The sequence below is a fragment of the Acrocarpospora pleiomorpha genome (assembly GCF_009687885.1).
GTDB lineage: Bacteria > Actinomycetota > Actinomycetes > Streptosporangiales > Streptosporangiaceae > Acrocarpospora > Acrocarpospora pleiomorpha.
The window spans coordinates 126,146-146,847 of the sequence record NZ_BLAF01000005.1 but is presented as its reverse complement, the minus strand read 5'-3'; the positions used below and the strand labels follow the sequence as shown (position 1 = coordinate 146,847).

General features: G+C 70.5%; 22 protein-coding genes and 1 pseudogene. 6 read left to right on the top strand and 17 right to left on the bottom strand.

Annotated elements, in window-relative coordinates; all coding sequences use genetic code 11:
* Positions 1-365, top strand: a pseudogene (locus Aple_RS51800) (hypothetical protein); the annotation flags it as partial.
* A gap of 201 nt (positions 366-566) precedes the next feature.
* Here the strand turns inward: Aple_RS51800 and Aple_RS03550 are convergent.
* The 15 genes from Aple_RS03550 to Aple_RS03480 form a co-directional block, all read right to left on the bottom strand.
* Positions 567-1,151 carry a hypothetical protein gene (locus Aple_RS03550; protein ID WP_155342992.1) on the bottom strand — a complete coding sequence of 195 codons (585 nt, stop codon included), beginning with the start codon at positions 1,149-1,151 and terminating at the stop codon, positions 567-569.
* A gap of 67 nt (positions 1,152-1,218) precedes the next feature.
* Entirely contained in the window at positions 1,219-2,127 is a 909-nt protein-coding gene (locus Aple_RS03545; RefSeq protein WP_155342991.1) for a hypothetical protein, read from the bottom strand.
* Entirely contained in the window at positions 2,124-2,729 is a 606-nt protein-coding gene (locus Aple_RS03540) for a VIT1/CCC1 transporter family protein (protein ID WP_155342990.1), read from the bottom strand. The genes Aple_RS03545 and Aple_RS03540 overlap by 4 nt, the downstream gene beginning before the upstream one ends.
* Positions 2,726-3,781 carry a prolipoprotein diacylglyceryl transferase gene (gene lgt / locus Aple_RS03535; RefSeq protein ID WP_155342989.1) on the bottom strand — a complete coding sequence of 352 codons (1,056 nt, stop codon included), beginning with the start codon at positions 3,779-3,781 and terminating at the stop codon, positions 2,726-2,728. Before lgt ends, Aple_RS03540 begins: the two co-directional genes overlap by 4 nt.
* Positions 3,782-4,096: 315 nt before the next feature.
* A complete protein-coding gene (locus Aple_RS03530) occupies positions 4,097-4,849 on the bottom strand; it encodes a DsbA family protein (protein WP_155342988.1) in 753 nt (250 codons plus the stop codon).
* Positions 4,846-5,331 carry a MauE/DoxX family redox-associated membrane protein gene (locus tag Aple_RS03525; protein WP_155342987.1) on the bottom strand — a complete coding sequence of 162 codons (486 nt, stop codon included), beginning with the start codon at positions 5,329-5,331 and terminating at the stop codon, positions 4,846-4,848. Before Aple_RS03525 ends, Aple_RS03530 begins: the two co-directional genes overlap by 4 nt.
* 236 nt (positions 5,332-5,567) lie before the next feature.
* Complete coding sequence (trpA, locus tag Aple_RS03520) at positions 5,568-6,365, bottom strand: tryptophan synthase subunit alpha (RefSeq protein ID WP_155342986.1); 798 nt, start codon at positions 6,363-6,365, stop codon at positions 5,568-5,570.
* A 9-nt stretch (positions 6,366-6,374) separates the two neighbouring features.
* Positions 6,375-7,604 (bottom strand): tryptophan synthase subunit beta, encoded by a 1,230-nt coding sequence (gene trpB / locus Aple_RS03515; protein WP_155342985.1) that lies wholly within the window; start codon positions 7,602-7,604, stop codon positions 6,375-6,377.
* A complete protein-coding gene (gene trpC, locus Aple_RS03510) occupies positions 7,601-8,422 on the bottom strand; it encodes an indole-3-glycerol phosphate synthase TrpC (protein WP_155342984.1) in 822 nt (273 codons plus the stop codon). Before trpC ends, trpB begins: the two co-directional genes overlap by 4 nt.
* Positions 8,423-8,541: 119 nt before the next feature.
* A complete protein-coding gene (locus Aple_RS03505) occupies positions 8,542-8,946 on the bottom strand; it encodes a DUF2752 domain-containing protein (protein ID WP_155342983.1) in 405 nt (134 codons plus the stop codon).
* A 38-nt stretch (positions 8,947-8,984) separates the two neighbouring features.
* Entirely contained in the window at positions 8,985-9,548 is a 564-nt protein-coding gene (locus Aple_RS03500) for a DUF4190 domain-containing protein (protein ID WP_155342982.1), read from the bottom strand.
* A 118-nt stretch (positions 9,549-9,666) separates the two neighbouring features.
* Positions 9,667-10,200: a Trp biosynthesis-associated membrane protein gene (locus Aple_RS03495; protein ID WP_155342981.1), complete on the bottom strand. Its 534-nt coding sequence runs from the start codon at positions 10,198-10,200 to the stop codon at positions 9,667-9,669.
* Positions 10,197-10,544, bottom strand: a complete 348-nt coding sequence (hisI, locus tag Aple_RS03490) for a phosphoribosyl-AMP cyclohydrolase (RefSeq protein ID WP_174889783.1) — start codon at positions 10,542-10,544, stop codon at positions 10,197-10,199. The genes Aple_RS03495 and hisI overlap by 4 nt, the downstream gene beginning before the upstream one ends.
* A gap of 57 nt (positions 10,545-10,601) precedes the next feature.
* Positions 10,602-11,315 carry a cache domain-containing protein gene (locus Aple_RS03485; protein WP_155342979.1) on the bottom strand — a complete coding sequence of 238 codons (714 nt, stop codon included), beginning with the start codon at positions 11,313-11,315 and terminating at the stop codon, positions 10,602-10,604.
* A gap of 4 nt (positions 11,316-11,319) precedes the next feature.
* Positions 11,320-12,045, bottom strand: a complete 726-nt coding sequence (locus tag Aple_RS03480) for a FadR/GntR family transcriptional regulator (RefSeq protein ID WP_155342978.1) — start codon at positions 12,043-12,045, stop codon at positions 11,320-11,322.
* A gap of 67 nt (positions 12,046-12,112) precedes the next feature.
* Here Aple_RS03480 and Aple_RS03475 point away from each other — a divergent pair, with 67 nt between their 5' ends.
* The 4 genes from Aple_RS03475 to Aple_RS03460 are packed head-to-tail and all read left to right on the top strand — an operon-like array spanning position 12,113 to position 15,979.
* The gene (locus Aple_RS03475; RefSeq protein WP_155342977.1) at positions 12,113-13,132 is read left to right on the top strand and encodes an ABC transporter ATP-binding protein; all 1,020 of its coding nucleotides are present in this window, start codon (positions 12,113-12,115) and stop codon (positions 13,130-13,132) included.
* 15 nt (positions 13,133-13,147) lie between these two features.
* A complete protein-coding gene (locus Aple_RS03470) occupies positions 13,148-14,353 on the top strand; it encodes an ABC transporter substrate-binding protein (protein ID WP_155342976.1) in 1,206 nt (401 codons plus the stop codon).
* A gap of 1 nt (position 14,354) precedes the next feature.
* Positions 14,355-15,188: an ABC transporter permease gene (locus Aple_RS03465; protein WP_218038095.1), complete on the top strand. Its 834-nt coding sequence runs from the start codon at positions 14,355-14,357 to the stop codon at positions 15,186-15,188.
* Positions 15,185-15,979, top strand: coding sequence for an ABC transporter permease (locus tag Aple_RS03460; RefSeq protein ID WP_155342975.1), 795 nt, complete (start codon positions 15,185-15,187; stop codon positions 15,977-15,979). Before Aple_RS03465 ends, Aple_RS03460 begins: the two co-directional genes overlap by 4 nt.
* 151 nt (positions 15,980-16,130) lie before the next feature.
* Here the strand turns inward: Aple_RS03460 and Aple_RS03455 are convergent, their stop codons facing one another.
* Positions 16,131-17,891 carry an ABC transporter ATP-binding protein gene (locus Aple_RS03455; RefSeq protein ID WP_155343113.1) on the bottom strand — a complete coding sequence of 587 codons (1,761 nt, stop codon included), beginning with the start codon at positions 17,889-17,891 and terminating at the stop codon, positions 16,131-16,133.
* Positions 17,892-17,893: 2 nt separating this feature from the next.
* The gene (locus tag Aple_RS03450) at positions 17,894-19,672 is read right to left on the bottom strand and encodes an ABC transporter ATP-binding protein (protein WP_246264086.1); all 1,779 of its coding nucleotides are present in this window, start codon (positions 19,670-19,672) and stop codon (positions 17,894-17,896) included.
* A gap of 375 nt (positions 19,673-20,047) precedes the next feature.
* On the opposite strand from Aple_RS03450, the gene Aple_RS03445 reads away from it, so the two are divergent.
* Positions 20,048-20,701, top strand: a complete 654-nt coding sequence (locus Aple_RS03445) for a TIGR03085 family metal-binding protein (protein WP_155342973.1) — start codon at positions 20,048-20,050, stop codon at positions 20,699-20,701.
* Position 20,702 lies beyond the last annotated feature (1 nt).

Here is a 20,702-nt window from a genome sequence, read left to right as displayed (position 1 = left end):
CCACCCCACCCCCCGACCTCACCGACCTGCTCTCCCCCCTCTACGACCTCACCGCCGAGGGCACCGTCCTCAACGCGGTACGCCGTGCGCTCCCCGACCACACCCCCGCCAGAATCACGCGCCGCATCCTCGACAACGCCCACGGCAAAGCCACCAACTCCTGGCGCGAAGCCCTCATCTCCACCCAGAACCTCACCAAGAAACAGGCCCGCGCCCTGATCCCCGACTGGGCCGACGCCACCACCCTGGAACTCCCGGCCCACCGCCTGACCGCCCTCCCGCACGCAGCGGCGGCCTCCCTGACGACCGCTTCCCAGCCTTCAAGAGCGGAGGCGGACTCCGTGTCGCCCGCTACCCACCCCTAACAGAACGGCGGCGCACTCCCTGACGGCCGCTACCCGCCCTCAACAGAGCGGCAGCGCACTCCCTGACGGTTGCCGCCCGGCCTTCGAGAGCGGCGCGCGGAATCCCTGACGGCCGCTACCCGCCCTTAACAGAACGGCGGCGCACTCCCTGACGGTTGCCGCCCGGTCTTCGAGAGCGGTGAACGGACTCCCTGACGGCCGCTACCCGGCCTTCAGGAGACGGGTCTGCAGGAACTGGCTGACCGAGTCCACGGCCAGTAGCGGATCGGTGAGGTCCGGCTTCTCGTCGCCCACCGCCGCGACCCAGCTCACGACGGCGTAATGCCCCAGTGCCCTGCCCTGCGCCGAACCCCCGGCGATCGCGGGCTGCCCTGGCGCGAGCTTCAGGAACGCATCCTTCCTGAACGCCTGCACCAGCCGATCCGCTGCCCCGGAATCAGCCAGATTGAAGATCGCGAACTGCCCCGAAACCCCGTCCGCGCTGTAGACGGCCCGCAACACCTGCGTGCACCCCTGCAACGGCGGATTCCCCCACACCGCCTCCGCACAATTCCCCGAAACGAACGACTGACCCCGCTTCATCTGCACGGCCCCAAAGCTCAGCGTGTCCTTCCCGAAGACCTCACCAACAGCCAACGGCTCCGGATCCACCTCCCTGGACACGATCGCCTCATAGATCGCCGAAGACGACTCCGCCCGAAACACCTGCGGCCGAGGATCACCGGCGACCACCGAACACCCCGCCCCGAGAAACGCCCCTGCCACGACCACCCCGACCCACCTCATGACGCCAGATCCTACTCAAGCGCCCCGACAGTTACTCTGGGATCGGCCTCGGTGACGCGGCGATCACTTACGAGCCCGCGGAAGGGGTTCCGCCGGTGGCAGTGACCACGCGACGGTAGATGGCCTTCTCGGCTTCCCGGAGGGTGAGGCTTAGGGTGACGAAGTCGTCGGTGGGTTCGGGGTCGGCGCCGTCGGAGCGGGCTACCCAGACGAGGCCGACGTAGTGGCCCATGGCGTGGCCGCTGGCTTCGGAGTAGCCCTGGAAGGGGGCCTGGTCGGGTTTGAGGGGGAGGGTCCAGCCGCCGCGGTGGAGGGCTTCCAAGGTGGTGACCAGGGTGTTGGCGGCTTCGGCGTCGCGGAGGTTGAGCAGGGTGTACTGGGCGATGTAGGTGGTGCGGGTGGTCGCGCCAGGTGACCCGGTGGTTTCGGTTGGCTCGGTGGTCGTGCTGGTCGGCGTCCCGGTGGGGTTGGCGCTGGGCTTGGCGCTGGTGGTGACTGTGGTGGTGTACAGGCCGCGGACGGCTTGAGTGCAGCCTGCGGCAGCCACCTGTTCGCGTAGTTCGTCGCCCCACAAAACCGAGGCGCAGGAATTGTCCAGTTGGCGCTGGGCGAGCTTCAGGGTCTGCTTGCCGGATTTCAGGGTGCGGGTGGCGAAGACCTCCTCGGCGGTGAGGGGTTTCGCGTCGGCGTTGCGGTCGGCGATGGGGGCGAACTGTTTCAGCGACGGCCAGGACCGGTATTCGGACGGGCGGGCCTGGCCGATGGAGGATCCGGCGGAGAGCTGGCTGGGCCCGGCCGCGGTGCCGTTGACGCCCTGAACCACGAGGGTGAGGAGCAGGCCGATGACCAGGAGGGCCGCGACGCCGCCGAGCCCGAGCAAGATCTTCTGCTGGAGAGGTGTGAGGCCGAGCTCGGCCAGGCGAGAGTCGCTCCAGCGGTCCTGCCGGACCGCCGGGCGTCGTTTGCGGGGAGTCATATGCCGCCGACTCCGATGATCGAGCTGACGCCCCAGGTAAGCACGGCGACGCCCCCGCCGACCATGAGCACCTTTTCCGGATTGCGGGAGGTCCTCCGCACGAGCGCGGGACTCTCCGCGCTGCGCGAGACCTGCCCCACGAGCGCGGGATCGGCACTGCGGCTTACGTGAACCTGAGCCAATTCGCCCTGCTCGTCCTTCGGATGCCGCGCGGCATTCTCCGCACTGCGCGAGACCTGCCGCACAAGCGCGGGATCGGCACTGCGGCTTACGTGAACCTGAGCCAATTCGCCCTGCTCGTCCTTCGGATGCCGCGCGGCATATTCCGCACTGCGCGAGATTCTCCGCACGAGCAAGGGATCTTCCACGCTGCGGGAGACCTGCCGCACAAGCGCGGAACTGCCCGCACTGCGCGAGACCTGCCCCACGAGCGCGGGATCGGCACTGCGGCCTACGTGAACCTGAGCCAATTCGTCCTGCTCGTCCTTCGGATGCCGTTCGAGCTCATGTCGCTCGACCCCGATCTCGGCCTGGGCCGGCTCGCGCCGGCCGGCCAACGACACGTACGCAGCCCCGGCCATGGAGGCGGCCGGGTCCGTCATCGCCCGCCTGCCTCCTCCCCCGATACTCCGGAGGTGGCTTTGTCGGGATCGACATCCGAAGAATCGGAGGAGTCGGAGGAGTCCGACGAGTTGGGGGGATCTGCGGAGTCCTCTGCGGCCTCAGCGTCCTTGGCGGACCTGTCGGCGGTGGCGGACTTGTCGGCGGTGGCTAGTTCGGTGGCTTCTGCCTGCTCGGGGCCGTGGGCGGGGTCATGGGCGGGGTCGTCCCCGTCGCCCGCGACGATGATCTCCTCGGTGGTCTTGTTCCTGGTCAGCCAGAAGTACGCGATCGCGCCGATGAAGATGACGACCGAGGTCCACTGGTTCAGCCGCAGGCCAAGGATCTCGTGCGCCGGGTCGACCCGCAGGCCCTCGATCCAGAACCGGCCGACCGTGTAACCCGCGACGTACAGCGCGAAGAGGCGGCCGTGGCGGAGTGCCAGGCGCGAGCCGAGGAGGATCAGCACGCCGGCGAGCGCGAAGTCCCAGAGCGACTCGTACAGGAAGGTCGGGTGGTAGGTGGCCGCGCCGGGGACCGTGCCGGGACGGCCCGGGTCGATCTCCAGGCACCAGGCGTAGTCGCAGGGGCTGCCGAACAGCTCCTGGTTGAAGTAGTTGCCCCAGCGCCCGATGCCTTGGGCGACGGCGATGCCGGGCGCGAGCGCGTCCGCGACCGCCGTCAGCGAGATGCCGCGTCGCCGGCAGGCGATCCAGACGCCGACGCCGCCGAGGGCGATGGCACCCCAGATGCCGAGACCGCCCTTCCAGATGTAGAGCGCGTCGATCGGCTGGTTGGGGGCGTCCGCCCCGAAATACAGCTGCCAGTCGGTGATGACGTGGTAGAGCCGGCCGCCGACCAGGCCGAAGGGCACGGCCCAGACGGCCAGGTCGGTGATGGTGCCGGGCTGGCCGCCACGGGCCCGCCAGCGGCGCTCGCCGATCCAGACGGCGACGACGACGCCGAGCACGATGCACAAAGCGTAGGCCCGGATGGGGATCGGTCCGAGATTCCAGACCCCCTGGGACGGGCTGGGGATGAAGGCGAGGGGCATGTCACAGGACGCTACCGCCTCCGCGACGCGCTCGGGTACGGACGATCGTAAAGGACCTGTCACAGCGCCTGTAATCAGCGGAGCGACGCCGTCTCAGATCCCCCGTGGCGAAGAAGCGCGCGAACGGAAGCCCAATCGTCGGAGCCGAGCGGGAGGCACTCCAAGAGGGCGGAGAAGCGCGCGAACGGAAGCCCGATCGTCGGAGCCGAGCGGGAGGCACTCCTGGAGGGCGGAGAAGCGCGCGGGCGGAAGCCCAACGCCCAGCGCTGCCTCTCGCGGCCGGTGCGGGATCGGTGCGGGACCCTCGCGTGCCGGTCAGCCGCCGGCCGCGACCACGGCTTCGCGCAGCTTGGCGGGCACGAACGCGACCTCGTTGGGCAGGTCCTTCCCGTTCAGCTTCACCTGCGGCGTGCCGGTGACCTTCGCCTCCCGCAGCACCTTGGCCGACTGGCTCTCCTGCGCGGCCGCGTGCTTCTGCGTGGTCACGCACTCGGGGAAGGCGGGATCGGTGACACCGGCCTCCTTGCCCCAGGTCACCAGGTCGTTGAGGGCGAACCCCTCGACGGTCTCGTTCGGCTGGTTCTGGAAGAGCTTGTCGTGGAAGGCCAGCCACTGCGCGCCGTCGCTGATGCAACGGGCCGCCGCCCCCGCCCTGATCGAGTTGGACTTGGTCGGCTCGGCCGAGAAGATCGAGACCGGGTGGTAGACCACCTTGGCCTTGCCCTCCGCGGCCAGGTTCTTGATCGTCGAACCGCTGCTGGTCTCCAGGGCCTTGCAGGCCGGGCACTGGAAGTCCTCGTATACATCCAGCACCGGCGCGGTCACGCCCGCCTTGGCCAGCGTGACGGTGCCGTCGGAGTTGACGGTGGCCGGGGCCTGGGCGAGCGCCGGTGTCTCCGCGGCGTCCTGGGAGGCCGCATACCAGGAGCCGAGGCCGATGGCCGCCACCGCGACCACCCCCACGGCCGTGATGACCATCAGGCGCTTGCGCCGCTCCCGCTGACGTTCGGCGGCCCGCTGCGCCGCGATGCGGCTACGCGCCGACGCTTCCCGCGCACCCTTGCTCATGAAACGTTCTCCTCGTTGTCGTCGTGGTGATCGGGCGGGGCGCTCAGGCCCAGCGCGGAGTCGAGCGCCAACCGGCCCGGCGAGAACCAGGCGGCCCAGGCCGCGCAGAGCACGAGCCCGGCGTCGCGGAGCAGCTCACTGAGGTAGGCGGGCTCCTGCCCGGCCGCGAGCGTGCCGTCGCCGCCGAAGCAGCCGCAGTCGATGCGCAGCCCGCGCGCCCAGGCCGAGGCGATGCCGACCACGAAGGCGAGCATGAGCAGCCCGGCCACGACGGCCGAGGCGCGCGTGAGCAAGCCCAGGACAAGCAACGCTCCGACCACGATCTCCAGGATGGGCAGGCCGTAACCCACGGCCGTGGCGACCCCGCCCGGCAGGAGCTCGTAGGCCTTGACCGCCTGCACCGACAGGGCGGGCGTGCCGATCTTGAGCCAGCCCGCGGCGATGAGCACGCCACCGAGCACGAGCCGGGTGATGGTCGTCACCCAGGGTACCGCTCCCTGTACGGAGAGTGGCCATCGCGAAGCGGGAATATCCGCTGCCACGTCAGAACTCCTTAACCTGACCGCGTAGGCGGTCACCGGTCCCGAACCTAATAGAGACAGCTCACCATGCCCTGGATAAGAGCCTGGTAAATCGCGAGCGATCGCCGAATATTGCCTGCATAACACGCCAAAACGGCCGATCTCCTGAGGGAGATCGGCCGTACGGAAAAGCAGGCTCAGCGGCGGCGCACGCCCGCCGCGAGTTCGGCCGCGAGCTCGCGCACCGCGAAGAGCCCCGCGGACTCGTCGGGCGCGTCAAGCAGCCGCCGGATGAACGCGGACCCGACGATGACGCCGTCCGCGTACGCGGCCACCTCGGCCGCCTGGGCGCCGGTGCCGACCCCGAGACCGACGCAGACCGGCAGCGTGGTGTGCGCGCGGGTCCGCTTGACCAGGCCCTCGGCCGCCAGCCCGACCGACTCGCGGGCGCCGGTCACGCCCATCAGCGAGGCCGCGTAGACGAAGCCGGTGCAGCAGTCGGCGACGATGCCGATGCGCTCCTCGGTGGAGCTGGGCGCGACCAGGAACACGGTCTCGATGCCCGCCTCCCGGCTGGCCTCCAGCCACGGCCCGGCCTCTTCCGGCGTCAGGTCGGGCGTGATCGTGCCCACCCCGCCCGCGCCGGCCAGGTCCCGCGCGAAACGCGCCGCGCCGTACTGATCGATGGGGTTCCAGTACGTCATGACCAGGGTCGCCGCCCCCGTCTTGGCCACACCCTCGACGGTGCGCATGACGTCGGCGATCCGGGTGCCGTTGCTCAGCGACCGGTGCACCGCGTCCTGGATGGTCGGCCCGTCCATCAGCGGATCCGAGTACGGCAAGCCGATCTCGATCACGTCGCAGCCCGCGTCCACCATGGCGGAGGCGGCGGCGACGGCCCCGTCCTTGGTCGGGAACCCGGCGGGCAGGTAGCCCACCAGCGCGGCGCGGTCCTCGGATCGGGCCTTCTCGAAGACCGCGGCAAGAGATGTCATATCGGAGCCCTAGAGGTTGAAGTACGTCATCGCGGTGCCCATGTCCTTGTCGCCCCGGCCGGAGAGGTTCACCAGGATCGTCGCCTCCGGGCCCAGCTCGCGGCCCAGCTTGAGCGCCCCGGCCAGCGCGTGCGCGGACTCGATCGCCGGGATGATGCCCTCGGTGCGGGCCAGCAGCGCGAACGCGTCCATCGCCTCGGCGTCGGTGACGCCGTGGTAGGAGGCCCGGCCGCTGTCCTTGAGCCAGGCGTGCTCGGGCCCGACGCCCGGATAGTCCAGACCGGCCGAGATCGAGTGCGACTCGATCGTCTGGCCCTCCTCGTCCTGCAGCACGTAGGTGCGGGAGCCGTGCAGCACGCCGATGGATCCGGCCGTGAGGGTGAGCGCGTGCTCGCCCGTCTCCAGGCCCCGGCCGCCGGCCTCGTAGCCGTGCAGGGCGACGCCCTCGTCACCGATGAAGGCGTGGAAGATACCGATCGCGTTGGAACCGCCGCCGATGGCGGCGCAGACGGCGTCGGGCAGCTTGCCGGTGAGCGCCAGGATCTGGCGGCGCGCCTCGACGCCGATGATCCGGGCGAAGTCCCGGACGATGCCGGGGAACGGGTAGGGCCCGGCGACGGTGCCGAACAGGTAGTGGGTGCTGTCCACGTTGGTGACCCAGTCGCGGAACGCCTCGTTGATGGCGTCCTTGAGGGTCTGGCTGCCGTTGGTGACCGGCACCACGGTCGCGCCGAGCAGCTTCATCCTGGCCACGTTGAGGGCCTGCCGCTCGCAGTCGACCGCGCCCATGTAGACGACGCACTCCAGGCCCATCAGCGCGGCGGCGGTGGCGGTGGCGACGCCGTGCTGGCCCGCGCCGGTCTCGGCGATGACCCGGGTCTTGCCGAGCCGCTTGGTCAGCAGCGCCTGGCCGAGCACGTTGTTGATCTTGTGGGCGCCGGTGTGGGTGAGATCCTCGCGCTTGAGCACGATCCGCGCGCCGCCCGCGTGCGCGCCGAACTTGGGCACGTCGGTGAGGGTGGTGGGACGCCCCGCGTAGGTCCGCAGCAGGTGGTCGAACTCGCGGATGAACGCGACGTCGGTCCTGGCCTTCTCGTAGACGGCGGCGACCTCGTCCAGCGCCGGGATCAGCGCCTCCGGCACGTAACGGCCGCCGAACACGCCGAACTTGCCGCCGGTCCCGGCGTCACCGCCGACCAGGTCGCCCGGCTGGAGGACCGCGTCCTCGGAGGATGTCATGGCTTCTCCTGCTGCCGTTCCTGACGGGATGACGGGTGCGCGCCCGCGGTCACCAGGTCGTTGACCGCGGCCCTCGGGTCCTTGCCGGTGACCAGGCTCTCCCCCACGAGCACCGCGTCGGCGCCCGCGCGGGCGTAGGCGAGCAGGTCGTGCGGCCCGCGCACGCCGGATTCGGCGATCTTGATGATGCCGTCCGGGATCTTCGGGGCCAGCTTGGCGAAGACGTCCCGGTCCACCTGGAGCGTCCTGAGGTCGCGCGCGTTCACCCCGATGATCTTAGCGCCCGCGGCGACGGCGCGCTCCAGCTCGTCCTCGGTGTGCACCTCGACCAGCGGCGTCAGCCCGATCGACTCGGCCCGCTCGATCAGCGAGACCAGCGCCTCCTGCTCCAGCGAGACGACCATCAGCAGCGCCAGGTCCGCGCCGTAGGCCCGGGCCTCCCAGAGCTGGTAGGAGCTGACGATGAAATCCTTGCGCAGGATCGGCACGTCCACCCTGGCCCGCACGGCGGCCAGGTCGTCGAGGCTGCCGCCGAACCGGCGGCGTTCGGTGAGCACGCTGATCACGTGCGCGCCCCCGGCCTCGTAGTCGGCGGCCAGGCCGGCCGGGTCGGCGATGGCGGCGAGCGCGCCCTTGGACGGGCTGGACCGCTTCACCTCGGCGATCACCGAGACCCGGTCTCCGCCCAGCGCCGCGCGCACGTCACGGGGGGCGGGCGCACGTCCGGCGCGCTGCTTGAGCTCGTCGATCGACACGGTCTTCTGCCGCTCGGCGAGGTCCTCCCGGACCCCTTCGATGATCTCGTCGAGAACGCTCACGAACTCCGGGTCCCTCCGATTGGCTTCGCTCGCGGGGCATCTGCCGGCTTCGCTTCCGCGCCCGCCTTGCCCTGCCGATGGTATCGGCCCTGCCGCCCCTGCCCGGCCACCGGGGCGTGTCACGGGGCGAGAAAGCGGCCGAACGGGAGGTTCCGTACGACCCAGAAGACCAGGGCCACCGCGACGAACCCCCAGACGAAGACGGGCCTGGCCAGGACGGTGCTCATCCGGCGGCCGGTCCAGGCCGCGCGCGCCCAGCGGATCCACAGATAGAGCAGCACGGGCGCGGTCAGCGTGAACAGCGGGTTGAGGCCGAGGGCGGCGAGCGGGTCGCCGTGGGCGAGCGCGTGGACGGCGCGCAGGCTGCCGCAGCCGGGGCAGAAGAAGCCGCTGACCGCGAGGAACGGGCAGGCCGGATAGTGCCCGGCCGCGTTCGGGTCGACGGCGGCGACGTATCCGGTGGCCGCGATCGTGATCGCCGCCACTCCCGCGGGCACGGCGAAACGCCGCGTCGCCGTCTCCATCCGAACAGCTTAACCAGGCCCGCCCCCGTGCGGGCCGCCTAGTAGTTGAAGCTCGTGTCGGCTGTCTCGGCGATGCCGATCAGGGCCAGGAGGGCGGCGCCGAAGGCCAGCCACAGGATGACCCACAGGGCGATCGTGATGTAGGAGGTGACCAGGCCGGCCACGGCCATGCCGCGGCCCTCCTCGCCGCTGTCCTTGATCCGCGCCATCGCGATGTGCCCGAAGATCGCGCCGAGGATGCTGGTGACGCCGCACAGCACCAGGCCGACGATGCCCATCACCAGGGACGCGACCGCGAGCCCGTTGGTCGGCCGCTGCGGCGGGTAGCCGTAGCCCGGCTGCTGGTACTGGTAGCCGGGCTGCTGGTAAGCCTGCTGCTGGTAGGACTGGTCGTAGCCGCTGGGCTGGGTGTAGCCGGGCTGCGGCTGGCCGTACTGGTCGTAGCCGGGCTGCGCCCCATAGCCGGGCTGCTGCCCGTAACCCGGCTGCTGGCCGTATCCCTGATCCCCGTAGCCGGGCTGCTGGCCGTAACCGGGCTGCTGCCCGTAGCCGGGCTGGCCCCCGTGCTCCCCGGTGTCGCCCGGCTGGTTCCCGTAACTCATGTGAATGACTCCTAGCGGTCATCGTGAGAGGTGCGGGGCGCAGCCTAGCGATTTGCACTGATTACTTGGGAAATACGCTCAAGGTGTGGACAATTTGTGACCAGGCGTGGCCCGCGTGTCAACGATGCTCGTCGGATTCCGTCGGGTCTAGTCCCGCGTCCAGGGCGTCCCACAACTCTCGCTCTCCCGATGGCCTCATCGGAGTACGGCTTCCGCGTGCCGGGCTCGCCCATCGGGTGGCGCGAAGGGTCGCGTACAGGCCGGAAAGGATCAGGAGCCCTCCTCCGGCGACCGCGATCAGCGGCCAGGGGGTGAGCTGGGTGGTGGCCGCGGCGCTGCCCTCGGGGGCGAGGTCGCCCCAGGCGGGCAGGGACGCCAGCACGAGCGCCGCGCCGCACAGGGCGACCAGTCCCGCCAGGATGGAGCGCCAGACGCCGCGGGCGGCGAGCACGGCGACGGATCCGGCCAGGGCGGCGAGGGCGACCGGCGTCAGGGAGGCCGCGACTTCGCCGCCGGTGAGGGTGAGGGTGGGCAGGTTGGGGGCGGTGGCGTCGAAGGTCAGCACCGCCCAGTCCCGGCTCGCGGCGAGCAGGGTGAGCCCGGATCCGGCGGCGCAGACGGCCAGCCAGAGCGAGATCACGCGCCGATTCATGTAATCGTCACTTCCAGGGGTGTGGCGTCGAAGCAAGTCCGGTCGCCGGTGTGGCAGGCGGCCCCCACCTGGTCCACCTGGAGCAGGATCGTGTCGCCGTCGCAGTCGAGCGCGGCGTGTTTGACCCACTGCACATGTCCCGACGTGTCGCCCTTCACCCAGTATTCGCCCCGGCTCCGGGACCAGTACGTCGCCCGGCCCGTGCTGAGCGTGCGATGCAGCGCCTCGTCGTCCATCCAGGCCAGCATGAGCACCTCCCCGCTGTCATGCTGCTGCACGACCACGGCCACCAGGCCGTCCCGGGTGCGTTTCAACCTACCGGCGATCTTCGGGTCCAAGGGCATGTCGTAATTCTGCCTCATCTGGGGCCCCGACCAGCGCGTTCGTCCCCTCGGGCGTGGTCAGCCGTCGGCCGCGACCAGGGCGAACGGCAGATCGGCGATCGGGTGGGCGGTGAAGCCGGGCGCGCCGCGGTAGGCCGAGCCGGTGATCCAGCGGGCGGTGTTGGAGGCCACCACGCGGCCTTCGGCGTTGGTGAGCAGGGCGGGTGCGGGGATCTCGCGAAGGGCGGGGTCGACGGCGGCCTCGAAGCGGCGGACGAACACGTCGGCGGCGGCGACGCCGATGAACGCGCCTGCCACGGTCACGGGGACCGACAGGGTGAGGCTGTATTCGTCGGTGCACAGGTAGTCGACGTAGGGTCCGCAGATGGTGTGTTCGGCGCCGGCGAGGGGCCCGGTGTACCAGTCCCAGTGCGTGTAGTCGTAGAAGGCGCTGCTGGACGGGTCGAGGTCGCGTAACAGCTGGACGGGGCGGCCTGAGGGGTTCTCCTGCCACCACTCCAGATACCAGGGGGCGTCCGCGAGCAGGCCGGGGGCGGCGATGAAGCCGATTCCGGCGATCAGCGCGCCCAGGTCGAGGCGGCTCCACAGCAGCGGGCGGAGCGTGGCCAGGTCGGCGGCGACAGGCGTACGGCCGCGAACCGAGCGCACGGAGGCGGCAGTGGCGGTGCGGACTTCGTGGAGGGTGGCGAAGACCTCGTCGGCGACCTCGGTGACGCGGGTGACGGCCGCGTTGACGACGTCGGCGGGGCGACCGGCCTGAAGTTGGGTCATTTCGCTACTCCTGGAGCCGCAGCCGAAGCTCGATGAGGTGGTCAACCGCGTCCAGCACGTGGCGTTCGGCGAGCTCCCTGGCCTGGTCTCCCTCTCCCGCCCTGATGGCCTCGACGATGGCCCGATGCTGGTCGAACAGATGTCTTTTGGCCATCTCATGGTGCTCGTCGCGGGAAAGCCACAGCAAGGGTCCGATGTCAGCCTGTAACCGGATCTCCTCCTGAGTGAGTCGCGCGGACTGGGAGGCGGCGGCGATCTCCACGTGGAAGCGGCCGTCCAGGCGGCGCAGCCGGCCGTCCCAGTCGGCTCCGGCCATCTCGTCCAGGGAGCGCAGCAGCGGGGCGAGGTCGGAGGGGAGGGCGCGCTGGGCGGCGAGGCGGGCGGCGGCTCCGGCGATGGCCGCGTAGTGGTCGCCGAGATCGCGCAACTCCTCCACCGCGTACCCGCGCAGGAGCGAGCCGAGGTCGAGGTCGGAGGGGAGGCGGACGAAGCTGCCGCCGCCGCGCCCGCGGCGGGTCTCCACCATGCCCTGCTGACGCAGCGCCATCAGCGCCTCCCGCAGGGTGACCGTGGAGACGCCGAGCTGCCCGGCGAGCTCGGCCTCGCTGGGGAGCTGCTCGCCGTCGGCGAGCAGGCCGAGGGCGATCGCGTCGGCGAGGCGGCGGACGACCGCCTCGACCCTGGCCGTGCTGTCCACCGGAGCGAAGACGGCCAGCCGCGCCGATTCCATCTGGTTAACCCCTGTGATACCGGATCGTGTCTTGTTGCGAAACATTTAACACCATATGTTTAATTTCATGGCAGACCAAGCGGTGGCCCTGCGCGGGCTGCGCAAGAGCTTCGGGAGCGTCGAGGCGGTCGCGGGTGTGGACCTGGGCATCGCGGACGGCGAGTTCTTCGCGATGCTCGGCCCGTCGGGCAGCGGCAAGACCACCGTGCTGCGGATGATCGCCGGTTTCGAGACCCCCACCGCCGGAACCGTCGAGCTCGGCGGCCGGGACGTCACCCGGCTGGCGCCCTTCGAGCGGGACGTGAACACCGTCTTCCAGGACTACGCCCTGTTCCCGCACATGAGCGTGCTGCAGAACGTCGAGTACGGCCTGCGCGTCAAGAAGGTCCCCAATCGCCGCGAAAAGGCCCTCGAAGCTCTCGCCACGGTCCGCCTGGAGGGCTTCGGCAAACGGCGTCCCAGCGAACTCTCCGGCGGCCAGCGGCAGCGCGTGGCGCTGGCCCGCGCCCTGGTCAACCGCCCCCGGGTGCTGCTGCTGGACGAGCCGCTCGGCGCGCTCGACCTGAAGTTACGCGAGGAGATGCAGGTCGAGCTGAAGGCGATCCAGCGCGAGGTCGGGATCACGTTCCTGTTCGTCACCCACGACCAGGAGGAGGCGCTGACCATGAGCGACCGGGTCGCGGTGTTCGACCAGGGCCGGATCGAGCAGGTCGGCACCCCGGCCGAGGTGTACGAGCGACCGGCCAGCGCGTTCGTGGCCGGTTTCGTGGGCACCTCCAACCTGATCTCGGGCGAGGCGGCGCAGGCCGTGCTCGGCCGGGACGGCACGTTCAGCGTCCGGCCGGAGAAGCTGCGTGTCGCGCCGCCGGAGGAAGCCGTCGGGGACGGCGAGCACAGCGCCACCGGCCTGGTCACCGAGGTCGTCTACGCCGGGCCCGCCACCCGGTTCGTGGTGGATCTGGACGCGGGTGGGCGGCTCATCGCCCTCCAGCAGAACCTGCAGGTCTCGTCCATGGACGTGATGGGCCTGCGCGGCACCCGGGTCCGGCTCGTGTGGCACCGCCGCCACGAGTTCGCGATCGTCTAGATATCAGGAGCTCACATGCGATCAACCCCCCGCATCGCCGCAGCCGTCGCAGCACTGGCCTTAGCCGCCGCCTGCGGTTCCACCGAGCCGTCCGGCACCGCCGCCCCCGCCCCCGGCGTCAGCGGCTTCACCCCGCCGAAGATCGAGGCGCTGGCCTCCCTCGGCGCCGGCGAGGGCCAGGTCAACCTGGTCGCCTGGGCCGGTTACGTGGAGGACGGCTCCACCGACCCCAAGGTCGACTGGGTGAGCGAGTTCGAGAGCAGCACCGGCTGCCAGGTCAACACCAAGACCGCGGGCACCTCCGACGAGATGGTCAACCTGATGAAGACCGGCGAGTACGACGCCGTCTCCGCCTCCGGCGACGCCTCGCTCCGCCTGATCGCGGCCGGCACGGTCGCCCCGGTGAACACCTCGCTGATCCCCAACTACGCGGACGTGTTCTCCGGCCTGAAGGACAAGCCGTGGAACTCGGTCGGCGGCGTCTCCTACGGCGTGCCGCACGGCCGGGGGGCGAACCTGCTGATGTGGCGCACCGACAAGGTCAGCCCGGCGCCCGACTCCTGGGGTGTGGTGTTCGACCCCGCCTCGCCGTACAAGGGGGCGGTGACCGCCTACGACTCGCCGATCTACATCGCGGACGCGGCCGTCTACCTGATGGCCACCAAGCCCGAACTCGGCATCAAGAATCCGTACGCGCTGGACGACACGCAATTCGCGGCGGCGGTGGACCTGCTGAAGCAGCAGCGCGGCATCATCGGCGAGTACTGGTCGGACTACACCAAGGAGATCCAGGCCTTCAAGGCGGGCGACACCGTGGTGGGCACCACCTGGCAGGTCATCGCCAACCTGGCGCTGGCCGACAAGGCCCCGGTGGAGGTGACGCTGCCGAAGGAGGGCGCGACCGGCTGGTCGGACACGTGGATGGTGGCGGCCGCCGCCAAGAACCCCAACTGCGCCTACAAGTGGCTGGACTGGATCATCTCCCCGAAGGCGAACGCGCAGGTGGCCGAGTGGTTCGGGGAGGCGCCGTCGAACGCCAAGTCGTGCGCGGAGACGGCCGACCCGAAGCACTGCGACACCTTCCACGCCACCGACGAGGCCTACTTCTCGAAGGTCTACTACTGGACCACCCCGATCCCGCAGTGCCTGGACGGGCGCACCGACGTGACCTGCAAGGACTACGCGGAGTGGACCCGGGCCTGGACCGAGATCAAGGGCTGATGTGAGGCGGCGACTGGCGACCTTCCTGCACCGGCACGCCGGGGTCCGGCTGTCGCTGCTGCTGTCGGCGCCGATGGCGTGGCTGGGGCTGGCCTATCTGGGCGCCCTGGCCGCGCTGCTGGTGACCGCGTTCTGGTCCACCGACACCTTCACCGGGAACCTGGTCAGGACGTTCACTTGGGCGAACTTCGAGGATCTGGTCACCGGTGAGGTGTATCGGACGATCGCGCTGCGCTCGCTCGGGGTGGCGGCGGCGGTGACGCTGATCGATCTGGTGGTCGCGTTCCCGGTGGCGTTCGCGATGGCCAAGCTGGCCTCGCCCAGGGCCCAGCGCTGGCTGGTCATCGCGGTGCTCACACCGCTGTGGGCGTCGTATCTGGTCAAGGCGTACGCGTGGCGGGTGCTGCTGTCCTCGGACGGCATTCTGGGCTGGGGGTACGGGCTGGGGGCGACCGTGCTGACGTTGTCGTACCTGTGGTTGCCGTACATGATCCTGCCGATCTACGCGGGCCTGGAGCGGCTGCCGAACTCGCTGCTGGACGCGGCCGGGGATCTGGGCGCGCGCGGCTGGCGGACGTTCCGCACGGTGGTGTGGCCGCTCACCTTCCCGGCCGTGGCAGCCGGGTCGATCTTCACGTTCTCGCTGTCGCTGGGCGACTACATCACCGTGAAGATCGTCGGCGGCCGGTCGCAGCTGATCGGCAACGTGGTCTACGACAACATCGGCGCCGCCAACAACCTGCCGTTCGCGGCGGCGGTGGCGACCGTGCCGGTGGTCATCATGCTGGCCTACCTGGCGGCGGTGCGCCGGACCGGAGCGCTGGAGAACCTGTGAACCTGTCTCGTACGGCTCGCGCCGCGCTGTGGACGGCCCTCGCGGCCGGCCTGGCCGTGATCTACGTGCCGCTGGCCGTGGTGGTGCTCAACTCGTTCAACGCCGACCGCACGTTCGGCTGGCCGCCCCCCGGTTTCACCTTCGACTGGTGGGCGGCGGCCTGGCGATCCACCGGCATGCGCGAGGCGCTGTGGACCTCGGTGCAGGCCGCCTCGGGGGCGACGCTGATCGCGCTGGTGCTGGGCACGCTGGCGGCGTTCGCGGTGCAGCGCCACGCGTTCTTCGGCCGGGAGACGGTGTCGCTGCTGATCGTGCTGCCGATCGCGCTGCCGGGCATCGTCACCGGGATCGCGCTCAGCAACACCTTCCACTCGGTTCTGGGGGTGCCGCTCGGGCTGTTCACGGTGATCGTCGGACATGCCACGTTCTGCGTGGTGACGGTCTACAATAATGTGCTGGCCCGACTGCGGCGGCTCGGGGTGTCCATCGAGGAGGCGTCGGCCGACCTGGGCGCGGACATGTTCACCACGTTCCGGCTGGTGACGTTCCCGATGATGCGGTCGGCGCTGCTCGCGGGCGGGCTGCTGGCGTTCGCGCTGTCCTTCGACGAGATCATCGTGACCACGTTCACGGCCGGGGCGGGGGTCAGGACGCTCCCGATCTGGATCTTCGAGAACCTGTTCCGTCCCAACCAGGCACCGGTGGTGAACGTGGTCGCCGCGGCGCTCATCCTGCTGTCGGTCCTGCCGATCTGGCTGGCCCAGCGGATCACGGGCGAGGCCACCCGCTAGGCCTGTTTTCGTGGGTTGAGGGTCTGCGGGTTGGTCTGCGGCTCCTGATCGGGAGTGGCGGATGGCTCTTCGGATGGTGGCGGATAGGTAGATCTTTTCACGGAGCGTGTTGGGTTTCCCTAGGCGGATTGCCCGCGCCATGAGCGAGCAGCTAGGAGCGGGTGGCGGTGGTCCAGGAGGCGTACAGGTCGGCGTAGACGCCGGGCTCGGCGACGAGGTCGGCGTGTGGGCCGCGTTGGACGATTCGGCCGTGTTCGAAGACGATGATCTCGTCGGCGGCCTCGGCGGTGGATAGGCGGTGTGCGATCGAGATGGCGGTGCGGCCGCGGGTGACGCCGTCGAGGGCCCTGGCCAGGCGGACTTCGGTGGCTGGGTCCACGGCGGAGGTGGCCTCGTCCAGTAGGAGCAGGTCGGGGTCGGCCAGGTAGGCGCGGGCCAGGGCGACCAGTTGCCGCTCCCCCGCCGAGAGCGACTCGCCGCGCTGGCCGACCGGGGTCTGGAGGCCCTGGGCGAGGCCCTCCAGCCAGTCGGCCAGGCCGAGTTCGGTGAGGGCGGCGGTCAGCTCCTCGTCGGTGGCGTCGGGGCGGCCGTACCGGATGTTGTCGGCGAGGGTGGAGTCGAACAGGAAGCCGTCCTGGGGGACCATCACGATCCGCTCGCGCAGCGAGGAGAACCTGATGTCGCGCAGGTCCACCCCGTCCAGCAGGATCCGGCCCGAGGCGGGGTCCATCAGGCGGGTGAGCAGCTTGGCGAAGGTGGTCTTGCCGGAGCCGGTCTCGCCGACGACGGCGATCCTGGTCCTGGGCGGGATCTCGGCGGAGACCTCGCGCAGCACGGGCGGGCCGTCGGGGTAGGCGAAGCCGACGTTGTCGAAGGTGACCGAGATGGGGCCGCGCGGCAGGATCGCGCCGTCGGCGGGGTCGGCCACGTCGGCGGGGGTGTCGAGCACGCCGAGGATGCGCCGCCAGCCGGCGATCGCGTTCTGCGCCTCGTTCAGGACCTCGGTGCCCATCTGCAGCGGCATGATGAACAGGGTGATCAGGAACAGGAAGGCGAGCAGCTCGCCGGCCGTGATCGTCCGGTCGGCGCCCAGGACGACGCCGAGCAGCACCACCCCGGCGATGGCGAAGGAGGCCACCAGCTCGGTGATCGGGAAGGTCAGGCCGATGATCCGCTGAGCCCGGATCTGCGCCTTGCGCTGGGCGTTGATCGCGGTGTCGATGCGGTCCGAGGTGCGGTCCTCCGAGCCGTACGCGCGAATGACGGCGCTGCCCACGACCGACTCGCTGACCCCGGCCAGCACGTCGCCGGTGCGCTCGCGGACCGTCGTGTAGCCGCGCGCGACCAGCCGCTGGAAGCGCGGAAGCGCGACCAGCACGGGCAGGAAGCAGCCCCAGACCACCAGGGTGAGCTGCCAGGAGTAGACGGCCATCAGCACGGTGGCGATGCCCAGCTGGCCCACCGCCAGGATGATCATCAGGCCGCCCCACTGCATGAACGTGCTGATCTGGTCCACGTCGCCGGTCACCCGGGAGACCAGGGCGCCGCGCCGCTCGGTGTTCTGGGTGAGCACCGACAGGTCGTGCACGTGCCGGAAGCCCTTGCCGCGCAGGGTGGCCAGGCCGGACTCGGTGGCCCGGTAGAGGCGCACGTTCATGAGGTAGGAGCACAGCGCGGTGAGCAGGACGGCCGCGGCGCAGGCGAGCAGCGCGTTCCGGATGAACGGGAGGTCGGGGGTGGCCTTGGTCAGCCCTTCGTCGATCACCTGCTGCACCGCGATCGGGACGATGATCTTCCCGACGGTCGCCAGGACGGCCAGCACGAGCGTGCCGGCCAGGCCGCGGCGGAACTCCGGCGAGAGCCGGAACCCCTGCCGGACCGTCTCGACGGCGGATCGCTCCAGCGCTTGCATCGTCACGCGACGACCTCCTCGGTCTCCAGCTCTTCCGCCAGGGCGGCCCGCTCGGCCTCTTCCCGCTCGTACGCGGTGACCAGGTTGCGGTAGCCCTCGCACCGGTCCAGCAACTGCTCGTGGGTGCCGTGGTCGGCGACCACGCCCTGCTCCAGGTAGATCACGTCGTCGGCCAGTGCGATCGTGGCCATCCGGTAGGCGACCACGATCACGGTGGACGCCTGCTCCCGCAGGCCGACCAGGATGCGCTTCTCCACCTGCGGGTCGACGCTGGAGGTGGCGTCGTCCAGGATCAGCAGCCGGGGTTCCCTGGCCAGCGCCCTGGCCAGGGCCAGCCGCTGCCGCTGCCCGCCGGACAGGGTCGCGCCGCGCTCGCCGACGCGGGTGTCGAGGCTGTCGGGGAGCGCGCTGACGAAGCCGTCGGCCTGGGCCAGGCGGAGGGCCGCCCAGACCCGCTCGTCCGGCAGGTCGGCGCCGAGGGTCACGTTGCCGCGTACGGAGTCGTCGAACAGGAACGTCTGCTGGGGCACCAGCGACACGCTGGCGGCCACCCCGCCGCGCACCACGTCCCTGAGGTTGGTCCCGTCGACCGCGACCACGCCCTCGTCGGGGTCGATCAGCCGGGCCAGCAGCAGGGTGAGGGTGGACTTGCCCGCCCCGGTCGGGCCGACCAGGGCGACCGTGCGGCCCGGAGCCGCGCCGAAGCTGACGCCGCGTAATACCGGCGCGCCGGGGTCGTAGCCGTAGGTCACGCCGGTGGCCTCGATCCTGGCTGGGGCGTCGCCGGGGAGGACGGCGGTGCCGTACTCCAGGGAGCCGGTCGCGTCCAGGACCTCCTGGACGCGGGTCCAGCCGACGACGCTGCGCGGGAGCTCGGCCAGCACCCAGCCGAGCGCCCTGATCGGGAAGGCCAGCAGGGTGAACAGGTAGGCGACCTGGATCAGCTCGCCGGAGGTGACATCCTGGCCGCCCAGCCGGTACGCGCCGACCAGGAGCACCGCCAGCACGCCCAGCGTGGGCAGTGCCTCCAGGAGGGGATCGAACAGGCCGCGGATTCGGCCCACCGCGATGTTGGCGTCGCGCAGCTCGTCGGCTCTGGCCTGGAAGCGGGCGGTCTCGGCGTCCTCGCGGCCGAGGGTCTTGACCACGAGTGCGCCGTCGAAGCTCTCGTGGGCGACCTCGCTGACCGCGGCGCGCAGTTCCTGGGCGCGGGTGGCGAGTGGGGAGAGCCGGCGCTGGTAGACCAGGTTCAGTAGGGCGATCGCTGGAAATATCAGGAAACCGACGATGGCCAGGACCGGGTCGGTGATCACGATCGCGACGGCGGCGGCGATCAGCATGACGACCACGCCGACGGCCATCGGCAGCGGGGCCAGCGGGCCCCAGGCCGCCTCGGCGTCGGAGCTGGCGATGGAGAGCAGCTGGCCGGTGGGGTGGCGGTGGTGCCAGGCGAGCGGGAGGCGCAGGTACTGCCTTGTGGCCGCGCGGCGGGAGCGGGCCTGCATGCGGAACTGCATGATGCCGGCCAGGATGCGGCGGCCCATCACGCCGAGTGCCTTGAACAGGGCGGTGCCGATGATGAGCAGGGTGGCGGTGGCCAGCGCGCCCTCCGGCGCCCCGTTCTGGAAGGCCGGGATGACCGCGTGCTCGGTGGCCCAGCCGAGGGCCCAGGCGGACAGGACGGTCATCACGCCGTAGACGGCGCTGGAGAGTACGGCCGCGAGGAAGATGCCCGGTTCGGCGCGGATCGCGTGGCCGATGACCTTGAACCCCTGGCGCATGACTGTGGATGAGACCTTTGTCGGCACGCGGGGTCCTCTCGATCGGGTGGCTGCCAAGGAATGACAGTACATAAGGGGACAGACATCCTGGATCAGCCCATTGGCCGACACGAAGGCAGGTCGTTGGTCCTAAGCATTGAAAATTGCCGTGATCTGTCGGAATATTCCCGAACACGCCCGATCGTCCGTTCGAATCCCGCCAAGGCCGTGTTCGAGGTGGTTCTCCCCACCCACCCTTGGATTCCGCCCGGCTCCGCCAGCATCGTGGCCGCCCGAACGAAGCGGCTGCCGATCTGGGGTTCTTCCAACCGCCCTTGTTCATTTCCAGGGCTCCGGCCGCCCGCGCTAGAACGCCGCTCGGTCTAGGCTTGAGGGGTGACCCAGGCGACCCAGGAAACCCACGCGCGCGCCGAGCGCCGCGCGCTCAGCGATCTGTTCGATCGGCTCGGACCCGGCGCGCCGACTCTCTGCGCGGGCTGGACCACCGCCGATCTGGCCGCCCACCTGGTGGTCCGGGAACGGCGCGTGGACGCCTCTGCGGGCATCGCGGTGAAGTTCCTGGCGCCGTATACGAGATCGGTGCAGAACCAACTGGCCGCCCGGCCTTACCCCGAAGTCGTGGGCATGTTCCGGGAGGGTCCGCTGCGGTGGACGCCGTATGGGCTGGTTCCGGGCCTGGACGCGCTGGTCAACACCGTCGAGTTCTTGATCCACCACGAGGATGTGCGCCGGGCGCAGCCCGGCTGGGAGCCGCGTGCGTTGCCCGCGGATCTGGACGACATGCTGTGGCGGCGGCTCAAGACGGGCGGGAGGTTGTTCTTCCGCAAGTCACCCGTCGGTGTAGTTCTGCGCCGGGTGGGCACCGGCGACAAAGCCGGAGCGAAGGTGGCGGAACCGGCCGTGGTGGTGACCGGCGAGGCCCAGGAGCTACTGCTGTTCGCCTTCGGCCGTCAGGACCACGCACGGGTCACCCTCGATGGCGACCCTGACGCAGTGGACCGGCTCATGAAAGCTCCTCTGGGCATGTAGC

Excerpts from the sequence above, each read along its gene's own strand:
- Aple_RS03550 (WP_155342992.1), bottom strand. The coding sequence starts at position 1,151 with ATGAGGTGGGTCGGGGTGGTCGTGGCAGGGGCGTTTCTCGGGGCGGGG.
- Aple_RS03545 (WP_155342991.1), bottom strand. The coding sequence starts at position 2,127 with ATGACTCCCCGCAAACGACGCCCGGCGGTCCGGCAGGACCGCTGGAGC.
- Aple_RS03540 (WP_155342990.1), bottom strand. The coding sequence starts at position 2,729 with ATGACGGACCCGGCCGCCTCCATGGCCGGGGCTGCGTACGTGTCGTTG.
- lgt (WP_155342989.1), bottom strand. The coding sequence starts at position 3,781 with ATGCCCCTCGCCTTCATCCCCAGCCCGTCCCAGGGGGTCTGGAATCTC.
- Aple_RS03530 (WP_155342988.1), bottom strand. The coding sequence starts at position 4,849 with ATGAGCAAGGGTGCGCGGGAAGCGTCGGCGCGTAGCCGCATCGCGGCG.
- trpA (WP_155342986.1), bottom strand. The coding sequence starts at position 6,365 with ATGACATCTCTTGCCGCGGTCTTCGAGAAGGCCCGATCCGAGGACCGC.
- trpB (WP_155342985.1), bottom strand. The coding sequence starts at position 7,604 with ATGACATCCTCCGAGGACGCGGTCCTCCAGCCGGGCGACCTGGTCGGC.
- Aple_RS03505 (WP_155342983.1), bottom strand. The coding sequence starts at position 8,946 with ATGGAGACGGCGACGCGGCGTTTCGCCGTGCCCGCGGGAGTGGCGGCG.
- Aple_RS03500 (WP_155342982.1), bottom strand. The coding sequence starts at position 9,548 with ATGAGTTACGGGAACCAGCCGGGCGACACCGGGGAGCACGGGGGCCAG.
- Aple_RS03495 (WP_155342981.1), bottom strand. The coding sequence starts at position 10,200 with ATGAATCGGCGCGTGATCTCGCTCTGGCTGGCCGTCTGCGCCGCCGGA.
- hisI (WP_174889783.1), bottom strand. The coding sequence starts at position 10,544 with ATGCCCTTGGACCCGAAGATCGCCGGTAGGTTGAAACGCACCCGGGAC.
- Aple_RS03485 (WP_155342979.1), bottom strand. The coding sequence starts at position 11,315 with ATGACCCAACTTCAGGCCGGTCGCCCCGCCGACGTCGTCAACGCGGCC.
- Aple_RS03480 (WP_155342978.1), bottom strand. The coding sequence starts at position 12,045 with ATGGAATCGGCGCGGCTGGCCGTCTTCGCTCCGGTGGACAGCACGGCC.
- Aple_RS03475 (WP_155342977.1), top strand. The coding sequence starts at position 12,113 with ATGGCAGACCAAGCGGTGGCCCTGCGCGGGCTGCGCAAGAGCTTCGGG.
- Aple_RS03470 (WP_155342976.1), top strand. The coding sequence starts at position 13,148 with ATGCGATCAACCCCCCGCATCGCCGCAGCCGTCGCAGCACTGGCCTTA.
- Aple_RS03455 (WP_155343113.1), bottom strand. The coding sequence starts at position 17,891 with ATGCAAGCGCTGGAGCGATCCGCCGTCGAGACGGTCCGGCAGGGGTTC.
- Aple_RS03450 (WP_246264086.1), bottom strand. The coding sequence starts at position 19,672 with ATGCGCCAGGGGTTCAAGGTCATCGGCCACGCGATCCGCGCCGAACCG.